This window comes from Pseudoalteromonas sp. 1181_04, assembly GCF_052850545.1.
The window spans coordinates 210,854-234,045 of record NZ_VXCS01000003.1 but is presented as its reverse complement, the minus strand read 5'-3'; the positions used below and the strand labels follow the sequence as shown (position 1 = coordinate 234,045).

The 23,192-nt window shown below is 40.0% G+C and carries 21 protein-coding genes and 1 riboswitch; of the genes, 14 read left to right on the top strand and 7 right to left on the bottom strand.

Features of this window, described 5'->3' with window-relative positions; translation table 11 throughout:
- Position 1 precedes the first annotated feature (1 nt).
- The 6 genes from FW757_RS03715 to FW757_RS03690 all read left to right on the top strand — a co-directional run bounded on the left by FW757_RS03715 (position 2) and on the right by FW757_RS03690 (position 6,169).
- Positions 2-922: an ornithine carbamoyltransferase gene (locus FW757_RS03715; protein ID WP_145235120.1), complete on the top strand. Its 921-nt coding sequence runs from the start codon at positions 2-4 to the stop codon at positions 920-922.
- A 10-nt stretch (positions 923-932) separates the two neighbouring features.
- Positions 933-2,135 (top strand): argininosuccinate synthase, encoded by a 1,203-nt coding sequence (locus tag FW757_RS03710; protein WP_145235122.1) that lies wholly within the window; start codon positions 933-935, stop codon positions 2,133-2,135.
- Positions 2,136-2,192: 57 nt separating this feature from the next.
- A complete protein-coding gene (gene argH / locus FW757_RS03705; protein WP_145235124.1) occupies positions 2,193-4,058 on the top strand; it encodes an argininosuccinate lyase in 1,866 nt (621 codons plus the stop codon).
- 278 nt (positions 4,059-4,336) lie between these two features.
- Positions 4,337-4,549 carry a hypothetical protein gene (locus tag FW757_RS03700; protein WP_446440874.1) on the top strand — a complete coding sequence of 71 codons (213 nt, stop codon included), beginning with the start codon at positions 4,337-4,339 and terminating at the stop codon, positions 4,547-4,549.
- Positions 4,550-4,563: 14 nt separating this feature from the next.
- Positions 4,564-5,097 carry a hypothetical protein gene (locus FW757_RS03695; RefSeq protein ID WP_446440873.1) on the top strand — a complete coding sequence of 178 codons (534 nt, stop codon included), beginning with the start codon at positions 4,564-4,566 and terminating at the stop codon, positions 5,095-5,097.
- Positions 5,098-5,617: 520 nt separating this feature from the next.
- Positions 5,618-6,169, top strand: a complete 552-nt coding sequence (locus FW757_RS03690) for a hypothetical protein (RefSeq protein ID WP_446440872.1) — start codon at positions 5,618-5,620, stop codon at positions 6,167-6,169.
- Here FW757_RS03690 and FW757_RS03685 read toward each other — a convergent pair.
- Positions 6,166-7,560 carry a capsule assembly Wzi family protein gene (locus tag FW757_RS03685; RefSeq protein ID WP_446440871.1) on the bottom strand — a complete coding sequence of 465 codons (1,395 nt, stop codon included), beginning with the start codon at positions 7,558-7,560 and terminating at the stop codon, positions 6,166-6,168. The genes FW757_RS03690 and FW757_RS03685 overlap by 4 nt on opposite strands.
- The gene (gene coaD, locus FW757_RS03680; RefSeq protein ID WP_145235133.1) at positions 7,557-8,039 is read right to left on the bottom strand and encodes a pantetheine-phosphate adenylyltransferase; all 483 of its coding nucleotides are present in this window, start codon (positions 8,037-8,039) and stop codon (positions 7,557-7,559) included. The genes FW757_RS03685 and coaD overlap by 4 nt, the downstream gene beginning before the upstream one ends.
- A 250-nt stretch (positions 8,040-8,289) precedes the next feature.
- On the opposite strand from coaD, the gene FW757_RS03675 reads away from it, so the two are divergent.
- Positions 8,290-8,940 carry a TetR/AcrR family transcriptional regulator gene (locus tag FW757_RS03675; RefSeq protein WP_149981376.1) on the top strand — a complete coding sequence of 217 codons (651 nt, stop codon included), beginning with the start codon at positions 8,290-8,292 and terminating at the stop codon, positions 8,938-8,940.
- 104 nt (positions 8,941-9,044) lie between these two features.
- Entirely contained in the window at positions 9,045-10,502 is a 1,458-nt protein-coding gene (gene thiI, locus FW757_RS03670) for a tRNA uracil 4-sulfurtransferase ThiI (protein ID WP_182718375.1), read from the top strand.
- A 29-nt stretch (positions 10,503-10,531) separates the two neighbouring features.
- On the opposite strand, the gene FW757_RS03665 is transcribed toward thiI, so the two are convergent.
- Together FW757_RS03665 and FW757_RS03660 are read right to left on the bottom strand one after the other, a co-directional pair.
- Positions 10,532-11,434: a ketopantoate reductase family protein gene (locus tag FW757_RS03665; protein ID WP_446440870.1), complete on the bottom strand. Its 903-nt coding sequence runs from the start codon at positions 11,432-11,434 to the stop codon at positions 10,532-10,534.
- Entirely contained in the window at positions 11,427-11,780 is a 354-nt protein-coding gene (locus FW757_RS03660) for a VanZ family protein (protein WP_149981373.1), read from the bottom strand. Before FW757_RS03660 ends, FW757_RS03665 begins: the two co-directional genes overlap by 8 nt.
- Before the next feature lie 161 nt (positions 11,781-11,941).
- On the opposite strand from FW757_RS03660, the gene FW757_RS03655 reads away from it, so the two are divergent.
- Both FW757_RS03655 and FW757_RS03650 read left to right on the top strand, forming a co-directional pair.
- A complete protein-coding gene (locus tag FW757_RS03655; RefSeq protein ID WP_145235145.1) occupies positions 11,942-12,424 on the top strand; it encodes a YajQ family cyclic di-GMP-binding protein in 483 nt (160 codons plus the stop codon).
- A gap of 173 nt (positions 12,425-12,597) precedes the next feature.
- Positions 12,598-12,775, top strand: a riboswitch (cobalamin riboswitch).
- Positions 12,776-12,809: 34 nt separating this feature from the next.
- Entirely contained in the window at positions 12,810-14,654 is a 1,845-nt protein-coding gene (locus FW757_RS03650) for a TonB-dependent receptor domain-containing protein (RefSeq protein ID WP_182794710.1), read from the top strand.
- An 88-nt stretch (positions 14,655-14,742) separates the two neighbouring features.
- Here FW757_RS03650 and msrA read toward each other — a convergent pair whose 3' ends face one another.
- The 3 genes from msrA to FW757_RS03635 all read right to left on the bottom strand — a co-directional run bounded on the left by msrA (position 14,743) and on the right by FW757_RS03635 (position 19,582).
- Positions 14,743-15,279: a peptide-methionine (S)-S-oxide reductase MsrA gene (gene msrA / locus FW757_RS03645; RefSeq protein WP_182761524.1), complete on the bottom strand. Its 537-nt coding sequence runs from the start codon at positions 15,277-15,279 to the stop codon at positions 14,743-14,745.
- A 148-nt stretch (positions 15,280-15,427) separates the two neighbouring features.
- A complete protein-coding gene (locus FW757_RS03640) occupies positions 15,428-18,526 on the bottom strand; it encodes an efflux RND transporter permease subunit (RefSeq protein WP_446440869.1) in 3,099 nt (1,032 codons plus the stop codon).
- Positions 18,527-18,529: 3 nt separating this feature from the next.
- Positions 18,530-19,582, bottom strand: coding sequence for an efflux RND transporter periplasmic adaptor subunit (locus FW757_RS03635; protein ID WP_149981366.1), 1,053 nt, complete (start codon positions 19,580-19,582; stop codon positions 18,530-18,532).
- A 245-nt stretch (positions 19,583-19,827) separates the two neighbouring features.
- Between FW757_RS03635 and FW757_RS03630 the strand changes: the two genes are divergently transcribed.
- From FW757_RS03630 to FW757_RS03615, 4 genes are all read left to right on the top strand, one after another.
- A complete protein-coding gene (locus FW757_RS03630; protein ID WP_149981365.1) occupies positions 19,828-20,556 on the top strand; it encodes a DUF2982 domain-containing protein in 729 nt (242 codons plus the stop codon).
- Positions 20,557-20,572: 16 nt separating this feature from the next.
- Positions 20,573-20,905 carry a hypothetical protein gene (locus FW757_RS03625; protein ID WP_149981364.1) on the top strand — a complete coding sequence of 111 codons (333 nt, stop codon included), beginning with the start codon at positions 20,573-20,575 and terminating at the stop codon, positions 20,903-20,905.
- A gap of 103 nt (positions 20,906-21,008) precedes the next feature.
- Positions 21,009-22,682, top strand: a complete 1,674-nt coding sequence (locus FW757_RS03620; protein ID WP_149981363.1) for an Lcl C-terminal domain-containing protein — start codon at positions 21,009-21,011, stop codon at positions 22,680-22,682.
- Complete coding sequence (locus FW757_RS03615; protein WP_182718369.1) at positions 22,679-23,188, top strand: Lcl C-terminal domain-containing protein; 510 nt, start codon at positions 22,679-22,681, stop codon at positions 23,186-23,188. The genes FW757_RS03620 and FW757_RS03615 overlap by 4 nt, the downstream gene beginning before the upstream one ends.
- Positions 23,189-23,192 lie beyond the last annotated feature (4 nt).

Here is a 23,192-nt window from a genome sequence, read left to right as displayed (position 1 = left end):
TATGTTTAATCATTTTTTATCGGGTCTAGAGTTAGACCAACAAGGCGCACTTAAATTACTTAACTTAGCGCAAAAAATTAAAGCTAACCCAGCTGATTTTAGTCAAGCACTGGCTGGCAAATCGGTGGTTACTTTATTTGAAAAACCAAGCTTACGTACGCGTTTATCATTTGATATAGGTATTAATAAGTTAGGTGGACATGCGGTGTATCTTGATTCACAAAATGGCGCCATGGGCGCACGTGAATCAGTAAAAGACTTTGCATTGAACATTGCCAGTTGGGCTGACGGTATTGTGGCGCGGGTATATCAGCATAAAACATTAACCACACTTGCTGAATTTTCAAGCGTACCTGTGGTCAACAGTTTGTGCGATTTATATCATCCATGCCAAGCACTTGCTGACTTTCTAACACTGCAAGAAGTATATGGCGATGTAAGCCAGCTAAAATTAGCTTATTTAGGTGAAGGCAACAACGTAACGCATTCACTGATGTTACTTGCGGCTACTTTAGGCACCGATTTTGTTGCCGTATGCCCTAAAGGCAGTTCACCAGACTCGCAAATTTTAAAGCAGGCTGAGCAAATTGCCGCAATGAATGGTGCATCAGTGATGGTGAGTGATCGTGTTGAAGCGGCTGTAGGCGCTAACGCAGTGTATGCCGATACATGGGTATCAATGGGCGATGATACGCCACTTGAACAAGTAAAAGAAAAGTACATGCCGTATCAATTAAATGCGGCGTTGCTTAAACAGACTGGGGCTGACACTGTACTGCATTGCCAGCCAGCACACCGTGAATTTGAAATTACTTCTGAGGTAATGGATGGTCCGGCGTCAAAAATTATACAACAAGCAGAAAACCGTATGCATGCGCAAAACGCATTGCTTGTTTCATTATTAAATCCAAATTTTGTGTAAGGTATCACCAATGAGTTCTATTAAAAAAGTTGTATTAGCCTATTCTGGTGGTTTAGATACGTCAGCCATCGTGCCATGGTTAAAAGAAAACTACGGTTGTGAAGTTATCGCGTTTGTGGCCGATGTAGGTCAAGGTGCTGAAGAACTTGAAGGCGTTGAAGCAAAAGCGATCGCATCTGGTGCTTCTGAATGTTATGTAGTTGACTTAAAAGACGAAATGGTAAGTGATTATATTTACCCAACGTTAAAAACCGGTTCAATTTACGAAGGTACTTATTTATTAGGTACGTCAATGGCACGTCCTATTATTGCTAAAGCGCAAGTTGAGATTGCTCGTAAAGTAGGCGCTGATGCACTTTCTCATGGTTGTACAGGTAAAGGTAATGACCAAGTGCGCTTTGAATCTTGTTTTGCGGCCCTTGCGCCTGATCTTCAAGTTATTGCGCCATGGCGTGAGTGGGACTTATCAAGCCGTGAGTCATTACTTGACTACTTGGCAGAGCGTAATATTCCATGTTCTGCATCGGCAACTAAAATCTACAGCCGTGATGCAAACGCGTGGCATATTTCTCACGAAGGTGGCGAGCTTGAAGATCCGTGGTGTCAACCAAGTGAGCAAGTGTGGACTTGGACTAGCTCACCAGAGCAAGCACCCAATGAGCCTGAATTTGTTACCTTAAACGTGGTTGAAGGTGAAGTTGTTGCTGTCAATGGCGAGCAGCTTAAACCGTATGATTGTCTAGTTAAACTTAATGATATTGCATCCCCACATGGTGTTGGTCGGGTTGATATCGTTGAAAACCGTTTAGTGGGCATGAAATCCCGTGGTTGTTATGAAACCCCTGGTGGCACAGTAATCATGGCGGCATTACAAGCGATTGATGAGTTAGTACTTGATAAAGCAAGCCGCAAATGGAAAGAAGTACTGGGCGGCGAGTTTTCACATTTAGTCTATGACGGTCGTTGGTTTACACCACTTAAAGATTCAATCTTAGCGGGCGCAGAAGCGTTATCAACAGTTGCTACTGGCGAAGTTATTCTTAAGCTTTATAAAGGCCAGGTAACAGCGGTTCAGAAAAAATCACCTAATAGCTTATACAGCGAAGATTTTGCAACGTTTGGTGCAGATGATGTTTACGACCAATCGCATGCTGAAGGCTTTATTCGTTTATTCTCGCTTTCAAGCAGAATTTCAGCACTAGCGAAGAAGTAATTTTACTACAGCCCCGTAACAATAAGGCGGGGCAGTTTCAGGGTTTGGAGAGATTTCATGGCATTATGGGGCGGACGTTTTTCTACGGGTCCAGATGAGGCGTTTAAACAATTTAACGACTCACTTCCCTTCGATTATCAACTCGCAGAGCAAGATATAGTTGGCTCTGTAGCGTGGGCAGGTGCCCTTAAGCAGGTTGATGTATTAAGTAGTGACGAACACAAAAAGTTAGTCGCTGCATTATATGAATTACTCGACGAAGTAAAAGCTGATCCACAAGCAGTGGCAACGTCAGGAGCTGAAGATATTCACTCACATGTTGAAGCTGCATTGATCGAAAAAGTGGGTGACTTAGCTAAAAAATTACATACCGGACGTAGTCGTAACGATCAGGTCGCTACTGACTTTCGCTTATGGTGTCGTGATACCGCCGCTCACATACTTACGGCGCTTGGTCAGTTAAAAGGTGAGTTTATCGCTTTAGCTGAACGTGAGCTGGGCACTATCTTACCTGGTTATACCCATTTACAACGTGCTCAGCCATTGTTGTTTAGTCATTGGTGTATGGCTTACGTGGAAATGATCGAACGTGATGAAAGCCGTTTAGCAGATGCTAAAGCGCGAATGAATTTTTGCCCTTTGGGCAGTGGGGCACTTGCCGGTACTGCGTACCCAATTGATCGGCAAGCACTTGCCGTGGGGTTAGGTTTTACCGCTGCGACTAAAAATAGTTTAGATGCCGTATCAGATCGTGACTTTGTGGTTGAGCTATTAAGCTGTGCATCAATCTCTATGATCCATTTATCGCGTATGTCAGAAGATTTGATCTTTTATAATTCGGGTGAAGCGGGTTTCATTGAGTTAGCAGATAATGTTACTTCAGGCTCATCATTGATGCCACAAAAGAAGAACCCCGATGCGCTAGAGCTTATTCGCGGCAAAACAGGGCGTGTATTTGGTGCCTTTAGTGCCATGATGATGACGTTAAAAGCACTGCCACTTGCTTATAATAAAGATATGCAAGAAGATAAAGAAGGCTTATTTGATGCCATGCCAACGTGGCTAGCTTGTATTCATATGGCGCAAGCGTGTATCAAAGGTATAAAAGTAAATGGCGATCGTACTTTAGCCGCTGCTAAAGGCGGGCATTCAAATGCGACAGAGCTTGCTGACTATTTAGTCGCCAAAGGGATCCCTTTTAGGGAAGGTCATCATATTGTTGGTGTGTTGGTACAAATGGCTATCGCACAAGGGAATAACTTAGAAGATTTAAGTTTAGAACAATTCCAATCGGTGCATAGTATTTTTGCACAGGACGTATATGCTGTACTAGAGATAGACGCATGTATAAAAGCGCGCCAAGCACTTGGTGGTACATCTTTAGAGCAAGTTACAGTTGCAGTTAAAGATGCCAAAAAAAAACAGCAAATAACAGTTCGTGACGCTAATCTTGACGATGTAGAGTCAATTGCTAAATTGATCCAGCACTGGGCTACGGTAGGTGAAAATTTACCGCGTGCTAAAAGCGACATGGTACATTCAATCAATGAGTTTGCGGTTACCGAAGTTGCTGGAGAAGTCGCGGGCTGCGCATCACTGTATATTTATGATACTGGTCTTGCTGAAATTCGTTCACTAGGGATAGATCCTGAAACAGGTATTACTGGGCAAGGTCGTCAGTTAGTTGAACATTTATTAGTTAAAGCCAAAAAATTGGCACTCAATCGCATCATTGTTTTGACGCGAGTACCTGATTTCTTTGAAAAACAAGGTTTCACATTCTGTACCAAAGACAGCTTACCGGAAAAGGTGATGAAAGATTGTGAACTGTGTTTACGCAGAGACAATTGTGACGAAGTCGCGATGGAATTTATTTTGAAGCAAAGTCGGAACGCGGAGATCCCGTGTAAAAATGTAGCTTAAAATCCCTGGATATAAAAAACGTACGGTTATCCCTGTGCGTTTTTTTATGCCTTATCATGTCTGGTATGACCTGACCTGTTGTGTGAGATGCGCTGTAGCAAATAAAAGATCAAAAAAGATCGTTTTTTAAAATGTTGGATCAGTAATTGCTTATTACTAGGTGTAAGATGGCTCAGCGTGAGTTCATCTTTAAAAGCGCCAAGCAGTTATCAGAGCGTTAAAAACAGTGGCTTATTTAATAAGTCATTTATTCAACATTTATTGAAAGGATTAATCTTATGCAAGTTACAGCTAACAGCCAATTACAAATGCAAGCATACAATAATATGCAACAATCAAAGCCAGCACTTGAACAAAGCGCTAGTAATAAAACCCTACAATCTGATACAGTGTCTATATCTAATGAAGCCTTACTAGCAGCTAAAGGTGAAGCTGAAATTCAGCGTGGAGGCGGTGCCGTTTTTCCGTTCCCAGATAAAAAACCAAAGTAGGAATATGGTATTTAATGTTGTTAACTGAGTTATTTGGTGTGTTTTCCTTATCAGCCTTAGTTGTCTGGGGCTTTTTAATGGCCTTTTTTTTTAATATCTTTATTTTTTCTTTAGATATTAAAAGAAACACCACCTTATTGCTCAGTTCATTTGTTATGGCATTCTCGTATTTGATTGGCGATCATTTCTTTACTTGGCTATCTCCAACACCCGCCACTTATTTAGACTGGGCTATTTATGATTTAGTCACCCTTGGATTTTTGGGAGTTGTATTCTTTTTCATTAATAAAACAACACCATCCTTTATCTATTTAATTTTAGGATTGTCTTTCAATATTATCTTTTTTATATTCATGTACATAGATTTATATATCTATAGAAATACTTCACCTTGGCTATTGTGGGACATCTACTCATTTGGGGTTAATATCGTTGATTTTACAATGATAGTGGCCTTAATTGTCGATCGTGACATTTTAGGGTTGATTAAGCTTAAAAATGGAATTAAAGCGTTATTTAAAGGACAACAGCAAAAACATCTTGTTTAGCGTTTATGTTTATTAACGACACGATCGGCCCGTATATCAGTGTGTTTATCGAGTGGGGGTTTTTAATGGCCTTCCTATTTAATCTTGTTTCTAGACTTAATAATCCGGACAAAGCAATTGTTCAGCTGTCTTTTCTGATGGCCTTTTCTTACATGATAAGTGATTTTTATCGTTTATCCTATTCAAATTACCTAAACTGGTTTATCTATGACTTACTCACCATTGCTGTAATATTTGCATGGTTTATATATTTTAAAAGGCAGCGATTCACCGCGCTATATTATATTTTACTTGGTTTAGTGCTTAACTCCTTTCTTATGCTTGCAACTCATTATGATATTTATATCTTACACAATGATCAGCTATGGTGGCTGTGGACTGCTTATTCATATGGAGTAAATGTTGTTGATTTATCGATGATATTTGCACTGATTACTGAAAAAGATTTTTTATTCTTACGGATAGTTATTAATAAAATTAATATGTTGTATTTATATAAACGCATAGGCTTGAGTAATTAATGGAGCTAATAGAGCAATATTTTAATGTTTATTTAGCTTCGCTGATTATGTGGGGCTTTTTAATGGCATTTTTATACAACGTTGTTAAAAAATCTTCCTCACCTGGGAGCGACCCCACTGTAATGTGGATTGCACTTTCCATCTTTTTGTCATATTTATTGAGTGATCCACTCTTTAATCAAGGGTTTGGATATGACTTGTTAGATAGTACTTCTGCATATTTAGTTTGGAGTGTTTTTGATCTAGTCACTATTCTAGTAATTATGTTAATAGCGCGGGGCAAAACCGTACAAAAATCACCTGTCAAGTTGTATTTATGCATGGGGCTGATGATAAATATCAGTTTGTTTATTGGTATGTATATAGACTTAAACTTTACTAAATACATAGGTCCGTGGTGGTTTTGGTATTTTTATTCTGTAATAGTTAATATATCTGATATCACTATGATAATTGCTTTATTATGTAATAAAGATTTTCTAGGTTTGGTGTCTTGCTATAATTATTTAAAAGGCCTAAATAAACATCAGGCCCTTGTTTCGAAAACTTAAAAGCGGTATTCCCAGCTGGTTTTTAATGCGCTGTTGGTATCAGACTCGTTAGCAAGTTCGTCTTTATACACTGAGCCGCTGATCTTCCATAAACCACTAAAAATAGCCTGCTGATAACCAAGCTCTAATTGTAAGCGTTCAAACGTTTCGGCGACTTGGGTCAAGTCGGTGATGTCAGTTTTAAACCAACGTAACTTCGCATAGCCGCCATAACCGTTCATAGTATGATAATGCGCACCTAATACTGCTGATTTACTTTGCTGTGGTGTTGCAGAGCCAATTAACCGATCTTTATGATTATAGGCTTGGGCATAATTAATAAATGCTTCATTAGCATCGTCACAACTAAGTTGTGCTGTACAATCTTGTTGTGTATTTGAATATTCAAAATAGGTTTTTAGTAATTGCTCTTGGCCGCCAAAAAAGCTCTCAATGCCAATTGTATAAAAAGCATCGCTTGGCGCTAAGCCACTGTCATTTTTTCCCATTATCTCGGTGTAAAATGCAATCGGTTGCTCTGCTATAGTGGTTGAGTATTTGGCATCTAAGCTTGTTAAGCGTTGCTTATTTGTTATTACTTCCAGCGTATTAGGATTTACTTCTGTATTGGTTAAATAATCAGAGCTTGCGGTACTAAATGCAACCTCAAGTCCTGGTAGTGGTGTGCTGGCAAAGCGCATGGCCCAGTAGTCACCTTTTTCACCATTACTTAAATGTGGTTTTTGTTTTGCGTAAATACCAGTCAACTGCCAGTTACCAATGAATGATAACCAACTTGGGCCGACATATTGGGTGTTAGCACGGTTAATTCTTAGCCCTTTCATTGGTGCGGCATTATTCGACAGTAGTAATGCATTGTCGTTACCTGGTCCCCACCAATGGCTTACTTGTTCGGCGCTAACAGACCAATTGCCCATTAATACTGCTAAGTAGCTGCCATGATAGTTTATGTGTTCATCATCAAGTGCCTGATCAGCGTAATTAACACTGACTTTGGCGCTAACACGGTCGCCAGTGATAGAGCCATAGCTATTAATGCCACTTTTTTGTTGATCGCGTTTGCCAAAGCTTTGTTGCAAAGTCGGCTCACTATTGTAGTTAAGCCTCACACCAGAGCTACTGCCTTGTTTAGCGTTCTCTAAGGCATGTTTTACGTGTTGATAAGCAAATCGACTTTGTGTAGATAAACTGCTGCTTTCAATTGTATTTAAATCTCTGGCAATGCCTTGCCACATCAAGGGATAACTATTGATCGGTTGTTTAATCACGCCTTGGTTAAAGAGCATCTCAATTGAGGCTCGTAATAAAGGGTCGTCACTTTCAATCCAAGGTGATGCAAACGCGGGTGTGGCAATCACAACAAGGGTGCTTAAATAGATATTTAACTTCATCCGTGTAACTTTTCCTGTAATGCTTTTACTACAATAGGGTGTACAAACTCACTGACATCGCCTTTATGACGCGCGACTTCTTTAACTAGGGTTGAAGAGATAAATGAGTTCTTTTCAGCTGGGGTTAAAAAAACACTCTCTAAATCAGGATTTAAACGACGATTCATATTGGCAAGCTGAAACTCATAATCAAAGTCAGACACCGCACGAATACCGCGGATCAGTACATTCGCACTATGATCGCGTGCTAAATCAGCTAATAATCCAGAAAAGCCAATAACACTGACGTTATCTAAATGAGTGAGTAAACTATTGGCAATTGCTACCCGCTCATCTAGGCTAAAGCAGGGTTTTTTACTAGGATTGTGAGCAACTGCAACAATTACAGTATCAAACATTTTAGCTGCCCGCTGGATCAGATCTGTGTGTCCATTGGTTAATGGATCAAAGGTGCCAGGATAAATTGCGGTGACTTTCATAAATATCATCTTAGTGTTATTTTGAGGGTTATATTAACAGTCTTTGTTGTCCAGATCAGCCTGCAAATTGCGACTGCATATTTTCATTTGTAAATGAATTTATTTCAATAAGAAACAATAACTACGAATTATGGATTAGAAATTTTCAAGGTGGTATTTTATTGGATTATATTTGTATATACTGCGCGGCTAATAATACTGAGTGAATTATGGGCATTTACTCTAATAAAAATAATCAGAGTAGCAGGATATGAGTACCAAGGATAAAATAATTACAACCAGCATAATGCTATTTAACCAACATGGCGAGCGTGCGGTCACAACCAACCATATCGCTTCACATATGGGCATCAGTCCCGGTAATCTTTATTATCACTTTAAAAATAAAGAAGACATTATTCGCCATATTTTTGCATTATATAGTAAGCATTTACACACTCAATTTGTGCCAATGGAAAAGCAGGATGAAGCACTAACACACTTAACTGGGTATCTTGATGCTTTGTTTGAGTTGATGTGGCGTTTTCATTTTTTCTATGACAATTTGGGTGACATTTTATCTCGCGACGAAGTACTGAAAAAAGATTATATTGAGTTTCAAGAGGCTTTGTTAAGTCAAGTGCGCGAAATTGTGATTGGCCTGCGTGAAGGTGGGATGATCGCAATTGATGATGAAGATACCGTTGAACTTGCTCATATGCTAAAAATCACCGTCAGTTTTTGGACTCCTTACATTAAAGCCAGACGGTTAAGCGGTGAGTTAATGCAGCAAGATATTTATAATGGTATTTTAAAAGTGTTAGCGCTTTTTAAAGCATTTGGCACCGAGCAAAGTATCCCAAAAATTAACTTGTTACGCGAAAAATACAGTAAATTAGCGGCACAAGCAGAGCCTGTTTAATTAAACGCAGCGGTTGTTTATTTCCTAGACGTTAGATTTTTTGTTATAATCGCGCGCCCAACACGTGGGTGCGTGAATCCTAAATATTGTCTAACGAGTAAACTATGCTTAAATTTATCGTCAAACTCCATCCTGAAATAGCCATTAAAAGCCGCTCTGTGCGTAAACGCTTTACTAAGTTGTTAGAAAACAACATTAAAATTGTGTTACGCAAGCTTGACGAAAAAGTACAAGTACAAAATAACTGGGACAATATATCCGTCGTAACTAAATCAGATGACGCACAAATGCGCCTTGATTTTATCGATGGCTTACAACGGATCCCAGGTATTGTGCAGTTTATTGAAGTGACCGAAACTAACTACGAAAACCTGCACGATATTTACGAAAAAGCGTTAGATATGGTTGGCCACACCGTCGTGGGCAAAACATTCTGTGTACGTTGTAAGCGCCAAGGTAAGCATGATTTCACCTCTACCGATGTAGAGCGTTATGTGGGTGGTGGTTTAAATCAGCACGTCGATGGCGCCAGCGTAAGACTAAAAAATCCTGAAGTAACTATTCGTCTTGAAATTAAAGATGATAAAGCTTACGTAGTAACGCACACCCATCATGGTATGGCCGGTTTCCCATTACCAACGCAAGAAGATGTCTTGTCGTTAATGTCAGGTGGATTTGACTCAGGCGTTGCTAGTTATCAAATGATCCGCAAAGGCGCTCGTACGCACTTTTTGTTCTTCAATTTAGGCGGTGCGGCGCACGAGATTGGTGTTAAACAAGCCAGCTATTATATTTGGAAGCAGTTTAGCTCAACCCATAAAGTTAAATTTATCAGTGTTGACTTTGACCCCGTTGTTGCCGAAATTTTAGAAAATGTTGAAAACAGTCAAATGGGTGTAGTTCTCAAACGTATGATGATGCGTGCAGGCAGCCAAATAGCTGAAAAAATGGGGATTCAAGCGCTTGTTACCGGTGAGAGTCTAGGCCAAGTTTCAAGTCAAACATTAGCCAACTTAAGTGTGATTGACCGTGTTACCGAAACGCTTATATTACGCCCGCTGATCCAACACGACAAACAAGAAATTATAAACATCGCTCGTAAAATTGGCACCGCAGAAATGGCCGAAACTATGCCGGAATACTGTGGTGTGATTTCTAAAAAGCCTACAGTTAAAGCTAAAATTGCCGTAGTAGAAGCTGAAGAGCAAAAGTTTGATTTTGATGTGCTCAATACTGTTATTGAAAACGCACGTATTATGGATATTCGTGACATTGACGTTGAAGCTAAACAAGAGCTAAAAGAGGCAGAGTCAGTTTCTGATTTACCAGCTGATGCAGTTGTTGTTGATATTCGCTCGCCGGAAGAAGAAGATGCAGCACCGCTTGAAATTGATGGGATAGAAGTTGTGCATTTGCCATTTTTCCGCTTAGCGACCAAATTTGCAGACCTACCGCAAGACAAAGACTACTACTTATATTGCACTAAAGGTGTAATGAGTCAGCTACAGGCGCTTATTTTACATGAAAATGGCTTTGCCAATGTTAAAGTTTATCGCCCGTAAGGTTGATAGTTATTAATAACAAGCGCGAGTTAAATCGCGCTTTTTTTATGTCTGATAGCATCGAGTAAAGATTGATTGTGAGGGGTATTAATACCGAGTTGATTACCTTTTTGGCAAATATAACCGCACATCGCGTCAATTTCTGTGATGCGATTATGGGCGATATCTTGATGCATTGATGAGTAATTGTTTTTGGTATCACTCATCACTTGATAGGCGTTCGCCAATGCTTCAGCAAGTCGCACATTAATACCTAGTTTATTTGCTACGGTACACGCTTCGTTTAAGATATTTAAAATTATGCCACTAAACTGTGGTTCAGTCAGTGCGCCATTTTTCACATTGTGCAGCGCACTGAGTGGATTAATAGCAATATTAACGAGTAATTTTTCAAAGCGTAATTGTTGTATATTATTTGTGGTTGTTAATTCAGGAATAGCGTTTAGTAGATTTTTAACTTCAGCGAGTTGTGTTTTTGCTTGCTGGTTACAATCACCTAAAATGCTGCTCCCGATACCAGTATGCAACACACTAAAAGGTGTATCTTTGTAGCCCGCTAAACGTGTTGTTAAAAAATATAGTCCTTGTTGTTTTGTAAGTTCGCTATTTATTTCATCTACATTACCCATGCCATTGTGAGATAAAATCAATTGGCATTGAGCGCTTAAAAAAGGCTTTAGTTGCCTAAATGCGGTGGCAACTTGATATGCTTTAACAGTAAAAATAATAACATCGACTTGGCCGTGCTCGGATAATTGAGTCAGGTTTGTCAGTTGGCAATTAATTGTTTGTTTTGGGGCTTTAGCTTGTTGATAAAAACGAGGTTCGTCAATAGCATGCTTGGTAAGTAGGGTAACCCTGTGCTGTTGACTCAAATAATGGCTATAGAGCAGCCCAATGGCACCATCGCCAACGACGAATATATTAGCCATTTTGATTCTTTTTAAAACGAGAATAAATACCGAACAACAAAAAGAAACTAGCAGCCCCAGAAAAGTCAGCAACAACATCAGCAACAGAGGCGCTACGATAAGGGATTGTGCTTTGCATTAGCTCAATAGCAATGCCATAAAATGCTAATAACACGAGGTGAACGAATACAGGTAGCTTGAATGCTCTGACCATGACGGCTGCCAGAACAAAGAAAATAGTAAAATGTACTAACTTATCTAGGTGAGGCAGTGACGATACCCCAACGCCCCTAAAATCGCGGGCAAACAAAAAGGTAAATACCAGAATACTGATTAAAAATAGGGTTTGATAAACACGCCGAGTCACGAAAAATCCTAAATCGTTTAAAAATAGAGCCGTAGTATATCAAACAAATTTCGTATCGCAGCTGAACAAAGCATAGAAAAGTGTAAAGATTTATAAAATTTATATAGTATAATTATCGACAATATAAATTTGAATTAAAAATATCTTGCTAGGAGAGACTTATGCCTTCATTTGACATTGTTTCGGAAGTCGAAATGAACGAAGCAAAAAATGCTGTTGATAACGCCAACCGTGAGCTAGAAACTCGCTTTGACTTTAGAGGCGTTGATGCGTCAATAGAGCTTAATGATAAAACCATTAAACTAAAAGCAGAAGCTGATTCACAGGTTATGCAGTTGTTTGATATTTTAGCGAGCAAAATATCAAAACGCGGTATGGACGTATCAAGTTTAGAGCTGCAAGATATTTCACGTGCGGGAAAAAATGTTTACCGTAATGTTGCGCTAAAGCAAGGTATCGAAAAAGATATGGCTAAAAAAGTAGTTAAAGCCATTAAAGACTCTAAAGTGAAAGTACAAGCCGCGATCCAAGGCGAAGAAGTACGTGTAACGGGCAAAAAACGTGATGACCTACAAGAAGCCATGCAAGTAGTACGCAGTGCTGATTTAGGGCAACCATTTCAGTTTAAAAACTTTAGAGATTAGAAAGCTAGGAGCTAGGTTTCTAGGTGCTAGAAAAAGCCAAATTGCAGCAATGTAGTTTGGCTTTTTTAGTTTAGAACTTATGGTTATTCCTAGAACCTAGAGTATTTAGATGTATAGCCGTCCATTGACTTTTGTGCTTAAAATAATCACAATAGCGGCCTATTTTCAAGGTGCTTGTGGTTACTTTTCAAGGTTGTTGATTAAGTAAAGCAAGATAATCGGGAAGTTGGTGGCGTTTATAGGATATAAACGAAGTCCAACACTGCCCCCGCAACGGTGATACATACTTTTAGCTAAATTTATTAGCGAGTTATGTTAAGTCCGGAGACCGGCCTTGAAGTCAATTTACTATCACTTGTGCGGTGGGCGCGGGTCAGGGGATATCATGTTAAACAAATCTACTCTAGGCGTAGCAATTGCCGCTGCGTTGTCTTTTTCTGTGTCTGCAGAGCAATCAATTGAACGCCTTACGGTAACCGCTAATAAATTTGAGCAATCAATTACTGATGTACTTGCCAGTGTAACTGTTATTGAGCGCAGTGATATTGAAACAAGTAATGTCCGTGATTTACCGAGTTTACTAGCAACCCAAGTTGGTTTTCAAATAAATTCCAATGGTGGCTTTGGACAAAGTTCTGGCGTGTCACTTCGCGGTTCAAGCTCGCGACATACACTTATTTTGGTTGATGGCGTACGTACGGGCTCTGCAACCCTTGGTTATAAATCAATTAGTAATATTCCTCTTAATTCAATAGAGCGCATTGAAATTGTTAAAGGCTCTCGTGCTGCAGTTTATGGGTCTGATGCGCTCGCTGGTGTGATCAATATTATTACTCGTACAAAGGAATCCGTCAGCCTAGATGCAACATTTGGTACTGATGCTTATCAAAATTATCAAGTTGCAGGTACAACGGTAGTTGATGATGTTAAAGCGTCGTTTAATGCTGGGTTTGAAAAAACGGATGGCTTTGACGTATTGCAAGGCGTAGCGCCGGATGAAGATGGTTATGAGAACAAAAATTTAGGATTTAATATTCACTATGCAGATGAGCTGTTAGGTGAGCTTAAAGCGCTGGGTCAATACAGTGAAGGTAATGCACAATACGACAATGCTTTCTCGCCTATTGATAGTATCGTAGAAAATAATGAATTTGAAAATTATCAGCTAGGGCTGGGTTGGGATAAATCCTTTACCGATCATAAGCACTCAATTAATGTTGCTATTGCAACCGATGATTCTGACAACAAAGGCTATGATTACACTGGTGCGATTGTTACTAATAGTTATAAAACAAAACGTAAACAATTTGATTACCACGGCAGTTATAATGCAAGCCAAGTTTTAACCGTTAATGGCGGGCTTAATTGGTATAAAGATGAAATATATACCAATGGTAAGGCTTATCTAGCGGATAGCAAAGTAGCTAAAGCTGCATTTCTTGGGGGCTATTTTGATGACAATAAAGTCATTGCAAATTTAGCATTGCGTTTAGATGATGATGAGCAGTTTGGTAATGAAACAACTTACGCCGCAGCTGTTGGTTATCACTTAAATAAGCGTGCAACACTTAGATTGAGCCAAAGCACGGGCTTTAAAGCGCCAACATTTAATGATCTTTATTTTCCTGACCCTTTATCTCCAGGTAATCCAAATTTAGCACCAGAGACATCAACTAACCAAGAGTTAGGTTTGAGTTTAGACTTTTCTCAGGCAAAGCTTGATATATCAATATTCAGAAATAATATTGAAAACCTAATTGCATGGGCACCTAATGCAGCAGGTAAATGGCAGCCAGAAAATATAAATGAAGCACGCCATGAGGGTGTTGAGTTTAGCTTTGCCAATACAGTACTTGGTTTTGATAATCAGTTTAATTTTACTTATTTAAATGCTGAAAATACCGAAACGGGTGTAGCACAAACTTATGTTTCACCACGTACTGTGAACTGGTCTGTTGCGAAGCAGTGGGGCGATTTTGATGCCGGTTTTGATATGCAGTACCGTAGTGATCGTCAAGGTAAAGTAACAGAGCTTAGTTCTTATACGTTATGGAACTTAACTGCAAATTATCAATTTAACAGTGCGCTTTCATTTTCTGCTCGTGTTGAAAACTTATTTGATAAGCAATACAACGCGGTTGACTCAAGTATGGATTATGCAACTGGCGAAGTGTTTTACTACAATACAGTTGACCGTCGCTTCTTTGTTGGCGCCAGCTACCAGTTCTGATCTCGTTCTAGCTTAAATAAAAAAGCCCGACACCTTTGTTTGTCGGGCTTTTTTATATTTAGATGAAAATGCTTATTTAGCACTTTGCTTAGTTTACTAAAAACTGTTTATAGTCTTTTTCAAACTTTTTCAGCTTTGGTGCTATCAATAAACTGCAATAGCGTTGCTCAGGGTTTTCGTTGTAGTAGTCTTGGTGATACTGCTCTGCAGGGTAGTAAGTGGTTGCAGGGCTAACTTCAGTGACGATATCTTCGCGTATTTGGCTTTGTAATTTTGCAATATATTGATTAGTTTGCGCTTGCTGCTCGCTATCATGATAATAAATCACACTTCGATATTGGGTACCTATATCATTACCTTGGCGGTTTAGCTGAGTGGCATCATGCAGGGTAAAAAACATCGCCAGTAAGGTTTCGTAGCTTATCAGGCTACTGTCAAACTTAATCTGTACAACCTCTGCGTGGCCGGTGAGGCCAGTGCAAATTTGTTTATACGTAGGCTTAGTTGTTTTGCCGCCAGTATAGCCAGAGCTTACTTGTAAAACGCCTTTCACGCGCCTAAACGCGGCATCAATACACCAAAAGCAGCCACCACCAAATGTTGCTGTTTCATTTGTTATACTCATTAGTTGTTCCTTAAGCTGTTAAATTACACGGATGATCTAGCGTATCAGAAGAACGAGCAAGGTGGTTTATTATTTCATTTAATTACAGTAGGGAAGTGTGTGGAAGTGAAAAGTAGCGTTGCTATGGGTTTGCAACGCTACGATGAGATTAAAGCTCTTTTAGCGGCCTTTCAGCTTCTTGTTGGTTGAGCTTTTGTTGTAAAAACTCAGGAGACTGAGTATTGCGAGCCAGCGCATAGTACGCCGCAGGAACAACAAATAGCGTAAGTATGGTTGCTACAATAACGCCAGTAAACACCACTACACCAATTACCATACGGCTCTCTGCACCAGGGCCTGAGGCTAGCACTAGTGGCACCGCACTCATTACCGTAGTCAAAGAGGTCATAATAATTGGTCGCAATCTTTGGGTTGCTGCTTGTAAAATAGCTTCACTAAACTCTACGCCTTTATCGCGCAATTGATTGGTAAATTCGACAATCAATATACCGTTCTTAGCACTAAGACCAATCAGCATTACAATGCCTATTTGGCTGTAAATGTTTATGGTTAGTCCTGCAACCCATAAACCAAACATTGCGCCCATCAAACCCAGTGGCACAGTGAGCATGATCACAAAGGGGTGCATAAAGCTTTCAAACTGAGCGGCTAAAACTAAGAAGGTAACAGTAAGCGCTAGAATGAAAACATACGTCATCGCTGAGGCACCTTCATAATATAATTGCGATTCACCTTTATAATCAATGGCGCCATCAATTTCGTTTTCTTCCATTGCCACTTTATTTAAAAAGTTAAGCGCTTCTTCAAGGGTGTAACCATCGGCGAGGTTAGCGCTCAAAGTAATAGCACGCATTCGGTTGTAACGATTTAGCCTTGATGCAGTGGCTTCTTCTTTCAAGCTAATTAAGCTATCTAGAGGAACCAGTTCACCACTGCGTGATTTTAAGTAAATATTTGATATATCAGTAGGATCAGCAAAGTCAGCTTTGGTGCCTTTTAAGATCACATCGTATTCTTCACCACGGTCAATAAAGGTGGTAACACGGCGTTGCCCTAACATGGTTTCAAGGGTGCGGCCAACATCCGAAACTGAAATCCCTAAATCCGCCGCTTTGTTTTTATCGATACTGATCAAAAACTGCGGGAAGGTTTCTTTGTAGTCATGGTCAATACGCACCAGTCCTGGGTTTTTCTCTGCACGTTCAATGATCCGGTCTCGCCAATCAGCTAATTGTGCATAATCATTACCTTGCAGGACAAACTCAATGGGCCGTGATGAGCCACCGCCACCAATACCACGGCGCATAATAGCAAAAGCGCGCACATCGGTGACTTCAGTCATTTTTGCACTGATCTCATCCATTACTTCCCAAGTTGAACGTTTACGTTCATCCCAGTCAGCCATACCAACAATTGCTACACCACCGCTGCCACCCCAGCCAGGTACGCGCACCAGCACTCGGCTTAGTTCGCCCGCTTCGGAATAAGACATTAAACGTTCTTCAATTTTTGCCATGTTGGCGGCGTTATTTTCATAACTTGCCCCTTCAGGGCCACTCATCATGATAAAGAAAGTACCACGGTCTTCTTTTGGCGTAAGTTCTGAAGGAATTTGTTGGAACAGTAAATAACTAACAAAACCAGCCAGCAGTAGGGTGATTGTTAAACCACCTGAACGCGTCATATTTGAGCGTAAAGAGTTTTTATAACTTTGCTCAATCTTACTAAAGATACGGTCCATCCATTGGCTGAATTTACTCTCTTTTGAGGATGGTTTGAGTACTAATGAACACAACGCTGGCGAGAGTGTTAATGCGGTAATGCTTGAGAAGAATACCGCAGCGCTGACGGCCATCGCAAACTCGGTAAATAATGCGCCGATACGGCCATCCATAAATACCAAAGGCACAAACACCGAGATCAGCACTAAGGTGGTGGCTATAATTGCAAAACCAACCTCACGGGCGCCACGATAGGCAGCTAGTAGAGCCGGTTCGCCCAGTTCGATACGCCGGTGAATGTTTTCTAGCATTACAATCGCGTCATCAACAACCAAGCCAATTGCTAGCACCAGCGCCAGTAGTGTCAATAAGTTAATTGAATAACCCATCGCCAGTAAGAACATAAAGCTACCAACCAACGCAACAGGGACTGTTACCGCTGGGATCAAGGTAGCGCGAATGTTCCCTAAAAATAAGAAGATAATTAATACCACCAAAGCCATTGAAATAGCCAAGGTACTGTAAACCTCGTTAATCGATTCTTTAATAAATATTGACGAGTCATAGCTGTCTTGAATAGTTGTGCCTTCTGGCAGATTACGTTTGATTTTTTCAAGTTCAGCACGAGCATTATCGACCACGGTAAGTGTATTGGCCTTAGCTTGTTTAACAATACCAAGGCCAACCATGTTGCGGCCATTACCACGGAATAAGCTTTCATCGTCAGCGGCTTCTAAGTTTACATCAGCAACTTCACCAAGACGAACTAAGTAACCATCGTCACCACGTTTAATTACCAAGTTTTTAAAGTCTCGCTGCTCTTTATAACTACGCGCTGTTCGTACGGTAAAATCACGGTCGATAGATTCAATTTCACCAGCTGGTAGCTCAACATTTTCAGTTCGTAGGGTGTTTTCTATGTCACTACTGGTTATGCCACGAGCAGCCATTGCTTGGCGATTGAGCCAAATTTTCATGGCATATTTACGTTCACCACCAACACGCACATTGGAAACACCATCTACCACAGCTAAACGGTCGACAATAAAGCGCTGTGCATAATCAGACAGTTGCAATGAATCCATCGTGTCGCTATTGAGTAAAAACCAAGCAATAGGGCTTTCATCACTGTTAGATTTAGATACTTCTGGCGGGCGTACTTGCTCAGGGAGGCTATCTAGTGCGCGCGCTACACGTTCGCGGACATCGTTTGATGCGGCATCAATATCACGGCTGATATTAAATTCAATGGTAATATTTGAGCGACCATTTCTACTTGATGAATTAATGCTTTTAATACCTTCGATACCGGAAATACGGTTTTCCAGTACTTGGGTTATTTTTGTTTCTATGATCTCGGCTGAGGCACCCGTATATTCAGTGCTTACACTGACTATTGGTGATTCAATATCAGGATATTCGCGCAGCGGTAACATCGAAAAAGCCACTAAACCAAAGGTTAGTAACAGTAGGTTAATTACAATTGCAAAAACGGGGCGTTTGACACTGGTATCAGTAATTTTCACAGTTTACCCCTTCACAGTAACTTTGCTGCCTGAGCGAATTTTAATAATTCCTTCAGTAACAATTTGCTGCCCATTACTAATACCTTCATCAATGGCAACCCAGCCATTGTGACGACCTGCAACGTGAACCTCTACTTTGGTGGCTATTCCGTCTTCAATTTGAAAAACATAATGTTTATCTTGTTGTGGGATCACCGCTTTTTCTGGCACCATCATCGCTTGATTTGAGCTCAGTTGTAATGCTGTATTGAGCAACATGCCTGGGCGTAATAAACCACTTTTATTCGCGAAGCTGGCTGTGACTTCAACACTGCGGGTGATTGAATCAATTCGTGCACTAACGTGTGTTACTTTACCGGTAAAGGTTTTTTCAGGGTAAGCATCATTTTGGGTCATTACTTTCATGCCAACGTTTAATTGCGCAAGGTATTTTTCTGGGACTTTGAAATCGACTTTAATTATGCTTATGTCATCTAAACTTGTAATAATTGTGCTGTTATTTACATAAGCACCTACGGAGATTTGACGCTTACCTAAAATGCCTGAAAAAGGCGCGAAAATAGTCATTTCAGCCAATTTAGTTTTAGCATTTTCAAACTGCGCTTCGGTTGCATCAACGCGAGAAAGTTGCTCTTCGAGCAATGACTTTGCGGTTGCTTGAGAGCGAGAAAGCTCAGTTAAGCGTTCAAGTTGACGTTTTTCTTCACGTAAGTTAATTGCCAGTTCTTTAACGGTGAGTTCTTCTTGCTGCGATTGCAATTGTACGAGCTTTTGACCTTTACTGACTAAATCACCGTCTTTAAAATAAATGTCAGTTACGTAATCATTTTGTGCGCTTTTTATATAAATTGCTTGATTAGCGCGGGCACTGCCGATAGCCTCAATGAGGACTGCATTTTCTTCACTTGCTACAGTGTGAGCGGTTACTTGGGTAGCACTTGCTGTGAAGTCGGATTGCTCACCTTGGCTACTTGGTAAATAAAGATAAACACATAGCCCCAGAAGTAGAGTAATAATAAATGGAAATAGCGCTTTGCCAGATTGCTTTGCATACATTGTTAAAAATACCGGAAATTTAATTGCCTCTAGTGTACAAAATTACAGCGTGAATTGGCGGCCGCGTATCTCATAAATCTGTCGGTTAGGCGTAAAAGTTAAGTTATTTTTTGTTTGTTCCTGTTTTGTATTTGTATATGAGAGAGTTATGAAGTTAACGAGCAAATGTCCGCGTTGTATGAAAATACGAAAATTGATTATTTGGACTATAATTATGTACGTTTTTTATATTATTTTTTATCGTTATGGTTAAACGCAAAAATACTGTTTTAAAATTGCGTGCGCAAGGTGCGCGCAATGGTATCGAAATTCTCACTGTCGGTGCGGTGGGGCTGATATTTATAATGCTGTTTAATTTACTGCGGCCCGACGAAATTAGCATTTTCGAAACTTTTTTAGTGAGTTTATGTTTGGCTGCTATTTTTGTTGGTTTTTTAAAAACTCAAGAGCCATATTACAGTTTAGTTATTACAGAACAAGAACTTACTTATCAACATAAATATGGCTATTGGAGTCTGAAGCAAGAAAATCTAAATCGCAGTGGTATTCCTAAAGTAGAACAAGAACTTGAACCGCTTGAGTTAAATGCTGTAGGTATTAAACTTAATGACACTGATGAATTTTTATTACAATTAGCACCAAGAATTGCTGGTAAATTATTGATCGAACAACGGCATTTATTTATGCAAGTAATTCAAAAACATTGCAAAAATGGCAATTGCCCATCAGAATGGTTAGTTGAAGATAATCATTACACTTCTGTGAATGGTCGCAGTTTTAATGGCTTGATAGCCATGTTTGCTAATAGGATGCGACATCTACGGCAATTAACAGGATATGATTTACTGTTACCCGCAAGTGTATTAGATAGAAGTATTTGGGATTTTAGCCATAGCTTAAATGCATGGCGGAATAACCCAGTCGTATTTATAGAATCTCAATTAGAGAGACAGACGCCTGAAAATAGGCGTTAGTTAGTAGGATGAAGCGATGAGTCAAGATAGATCTTTTATTAAAAGTGGCAGAAATACCATAATCCATAAAGATAAAAAACTCGATTTAGTGATCGTGAATTCTGAAATACACCCAAAAATCAAGGTAACTCAACATGGTTTAGAGCCATTTAAGGAAGAGTTGCCAAAAAATCGTCGTGAAGCTAAAGAGCGCTATTTAGAAATGGTTTACATAGGTAGTGCTGACGTATTTGGAGAAGAGAAGCGCTTACTGTTCATTCAGGCGTTAGATGGTCGTGAGTATAAGGTCGATTATAGTAAAATAGGCACAAAGTTATTTGTCCGTATTCACCAAGATAGCTATTTATAACATCCTCTTTTTGTATCTGGCATTGTTGTTGCTTAATTTATTGATTGGCGTGGCTATTAATATAAAAGCTACGTAATTTCAGTTTTAAATGAGGAATCAGTGCATGAAATCCCCTTTAATGGTTTTACCGTTGTTTGCTGTATTGACAGCATGCGGTGGCGGAGGAGGCGGCAACGATAATCCCGTAGTCGCAGCATCCGTATTTGCTGGCGATGATCAGCGCATTATTGAAAAAAGTGAATTTACTATTGAGGCCAAAGGGTCGCCTGCTGATGGTACCTTTACCTGGCAGCGAGTAAGTGGACCAATTATTGCCGGCTTTCCCCTCACTGGTGCACTACAAACCATTACTGCCCCTGATATTAAAGCAAACAGCGAGCTATTACTGCGTGTTAGTTATCAAACCACCGATGGCCAATTAGTTAGTGATGACTTACTGATCGAAATTGAGTCAAATAATCAGCTTCCTCAAGTCATTGTCACTCAAACTGCACCCGAAACATTGCCTTCAGATTATAAAGATATAATTACCTTAAGTGGCGCCAGTTCAGTTGATCCGGATGAAAATGGCCAAATTAATAGCTATAACTGGCAACAAATTACAGGGCCAACGCTCGCTGTAGATAGTAATAGCAATGCAACAATTAGTTTCACTCATCCGTTACTTGATACCAACACGCAGATCACTTGGCTGTTAACGGTTGTCGATGATGAGGGGGGCGAGTCGAGCTCGCAGTATTCTCATACCTTAAACAAAACCAGTGAAGTCATTATTGCTAATGCTGGTATTGATCAAAGTGTTATTGAGCTGGAAAAAGTGACCTTAGATGCTACAGATTCCGAAACAGTAACAGACACCTTTAAATGCTACTGGCAGCAAACAGCTGGCACAGCGGTGCTTGATAACCAGCAGCAATGTATTACTTCTTTCACAGCACCGGCAACCGAAGCGGTCAACACCCATACTTTTGAAGTAACCGTGACTGATAGTAAAGGTCGCACTGATAAAGATAGTGTTGATATTGTGGTTAATTCTAAACCGCTTGGTCTTATCAATGATACTGGGATGAGCAAATGCTACAACAACACCCAAGAAATAGCCTGTACAAGTCCTGATTTTCCGCGTCAAGATGCTTCTGTTGGCCGCGATAGTGGGGTTGGCTCGCATATCGAGAAAGTGGGTAAAGGTGAGCAGGCTTTTGATTTTACAAAACTTAACCAGTTTGCCGATGAATTATTAGATAGCGCCGCTAATTTTAGTTGTATTCGCGATAACGTTACGGGTTTGATTTGGGAAGTAAAAAGCCCTAATACAGGCACTTTACCAAATACGGCGTTGCGTGAAGGACAAAATCATTATACTTGGTATTTAACTAGTGAAGATGGTGTGCAAACGGGGAGTAGCCTTGGCACGCCAAACAGCACTTGCCCAAGTAATAATAATTGTAACTTACAAGTGTATGTTAATGAAGTAAATGCTCTTGATTACTGTGGCGGTACTAACTGGCGAGTACCTAGCTACACAGAGCTATTAACGCTACTTAATTATGGCAAGCATGGACAATCAATATTGCTCGATGAGAATTACTTTCCTAATACGCCTAATAGTAACTTATTAGCGGATGGACTAATTTATTGGACCTCACAAACTGCGGTAGATGGGACTAGCTTATCACAAGCGTATATTTTTGATATGAGCGACGGCAATGATTTGGCATATCCTAAAAGTGATACCGCGTTTGTGCGCTTAGTCAGAACCGCAGGAGCAACACAATGAAATCATTATTAATTGGCTTATTGTTAGCAAGCCCTGCAGCAATGGCTGTGCAGACCTGTTATGAAGGTGTAACACAAACAACGGCTACAGCGCGTTTTACAATGCACACCGATGGTACGGTGAGTGATAATATCACCGGACTTATGTGGCAAACCTGTAGTTATGGACAAAGCTATGACCTAACAACCAATAGCTGTTTAAACAGCATTGTGAAAGTTAATTGGCAAGAAGCATTAAGAGCTGCGGTAAACGACCGCACAGGTGCTTATAAAGATTGGCAAGTACCTAATAATAAAGAGCTTGCCAGTATTTTAGAACATAGCTGTGTAACCCCTAGTATTAATGAGACCGTGTTTTTGGGCAATTTAAGTGAGAACTATTGGACTAGTACATCAGGTATTGGCGATAAAACTTCAGCTTGGGTATACACCTTTGACAGAGGTCTTAACAGTTTGCACGATAAAGAGTCGTTCGTTTATTTACGCTTAGTGCGCTATGAAAAGTAACATC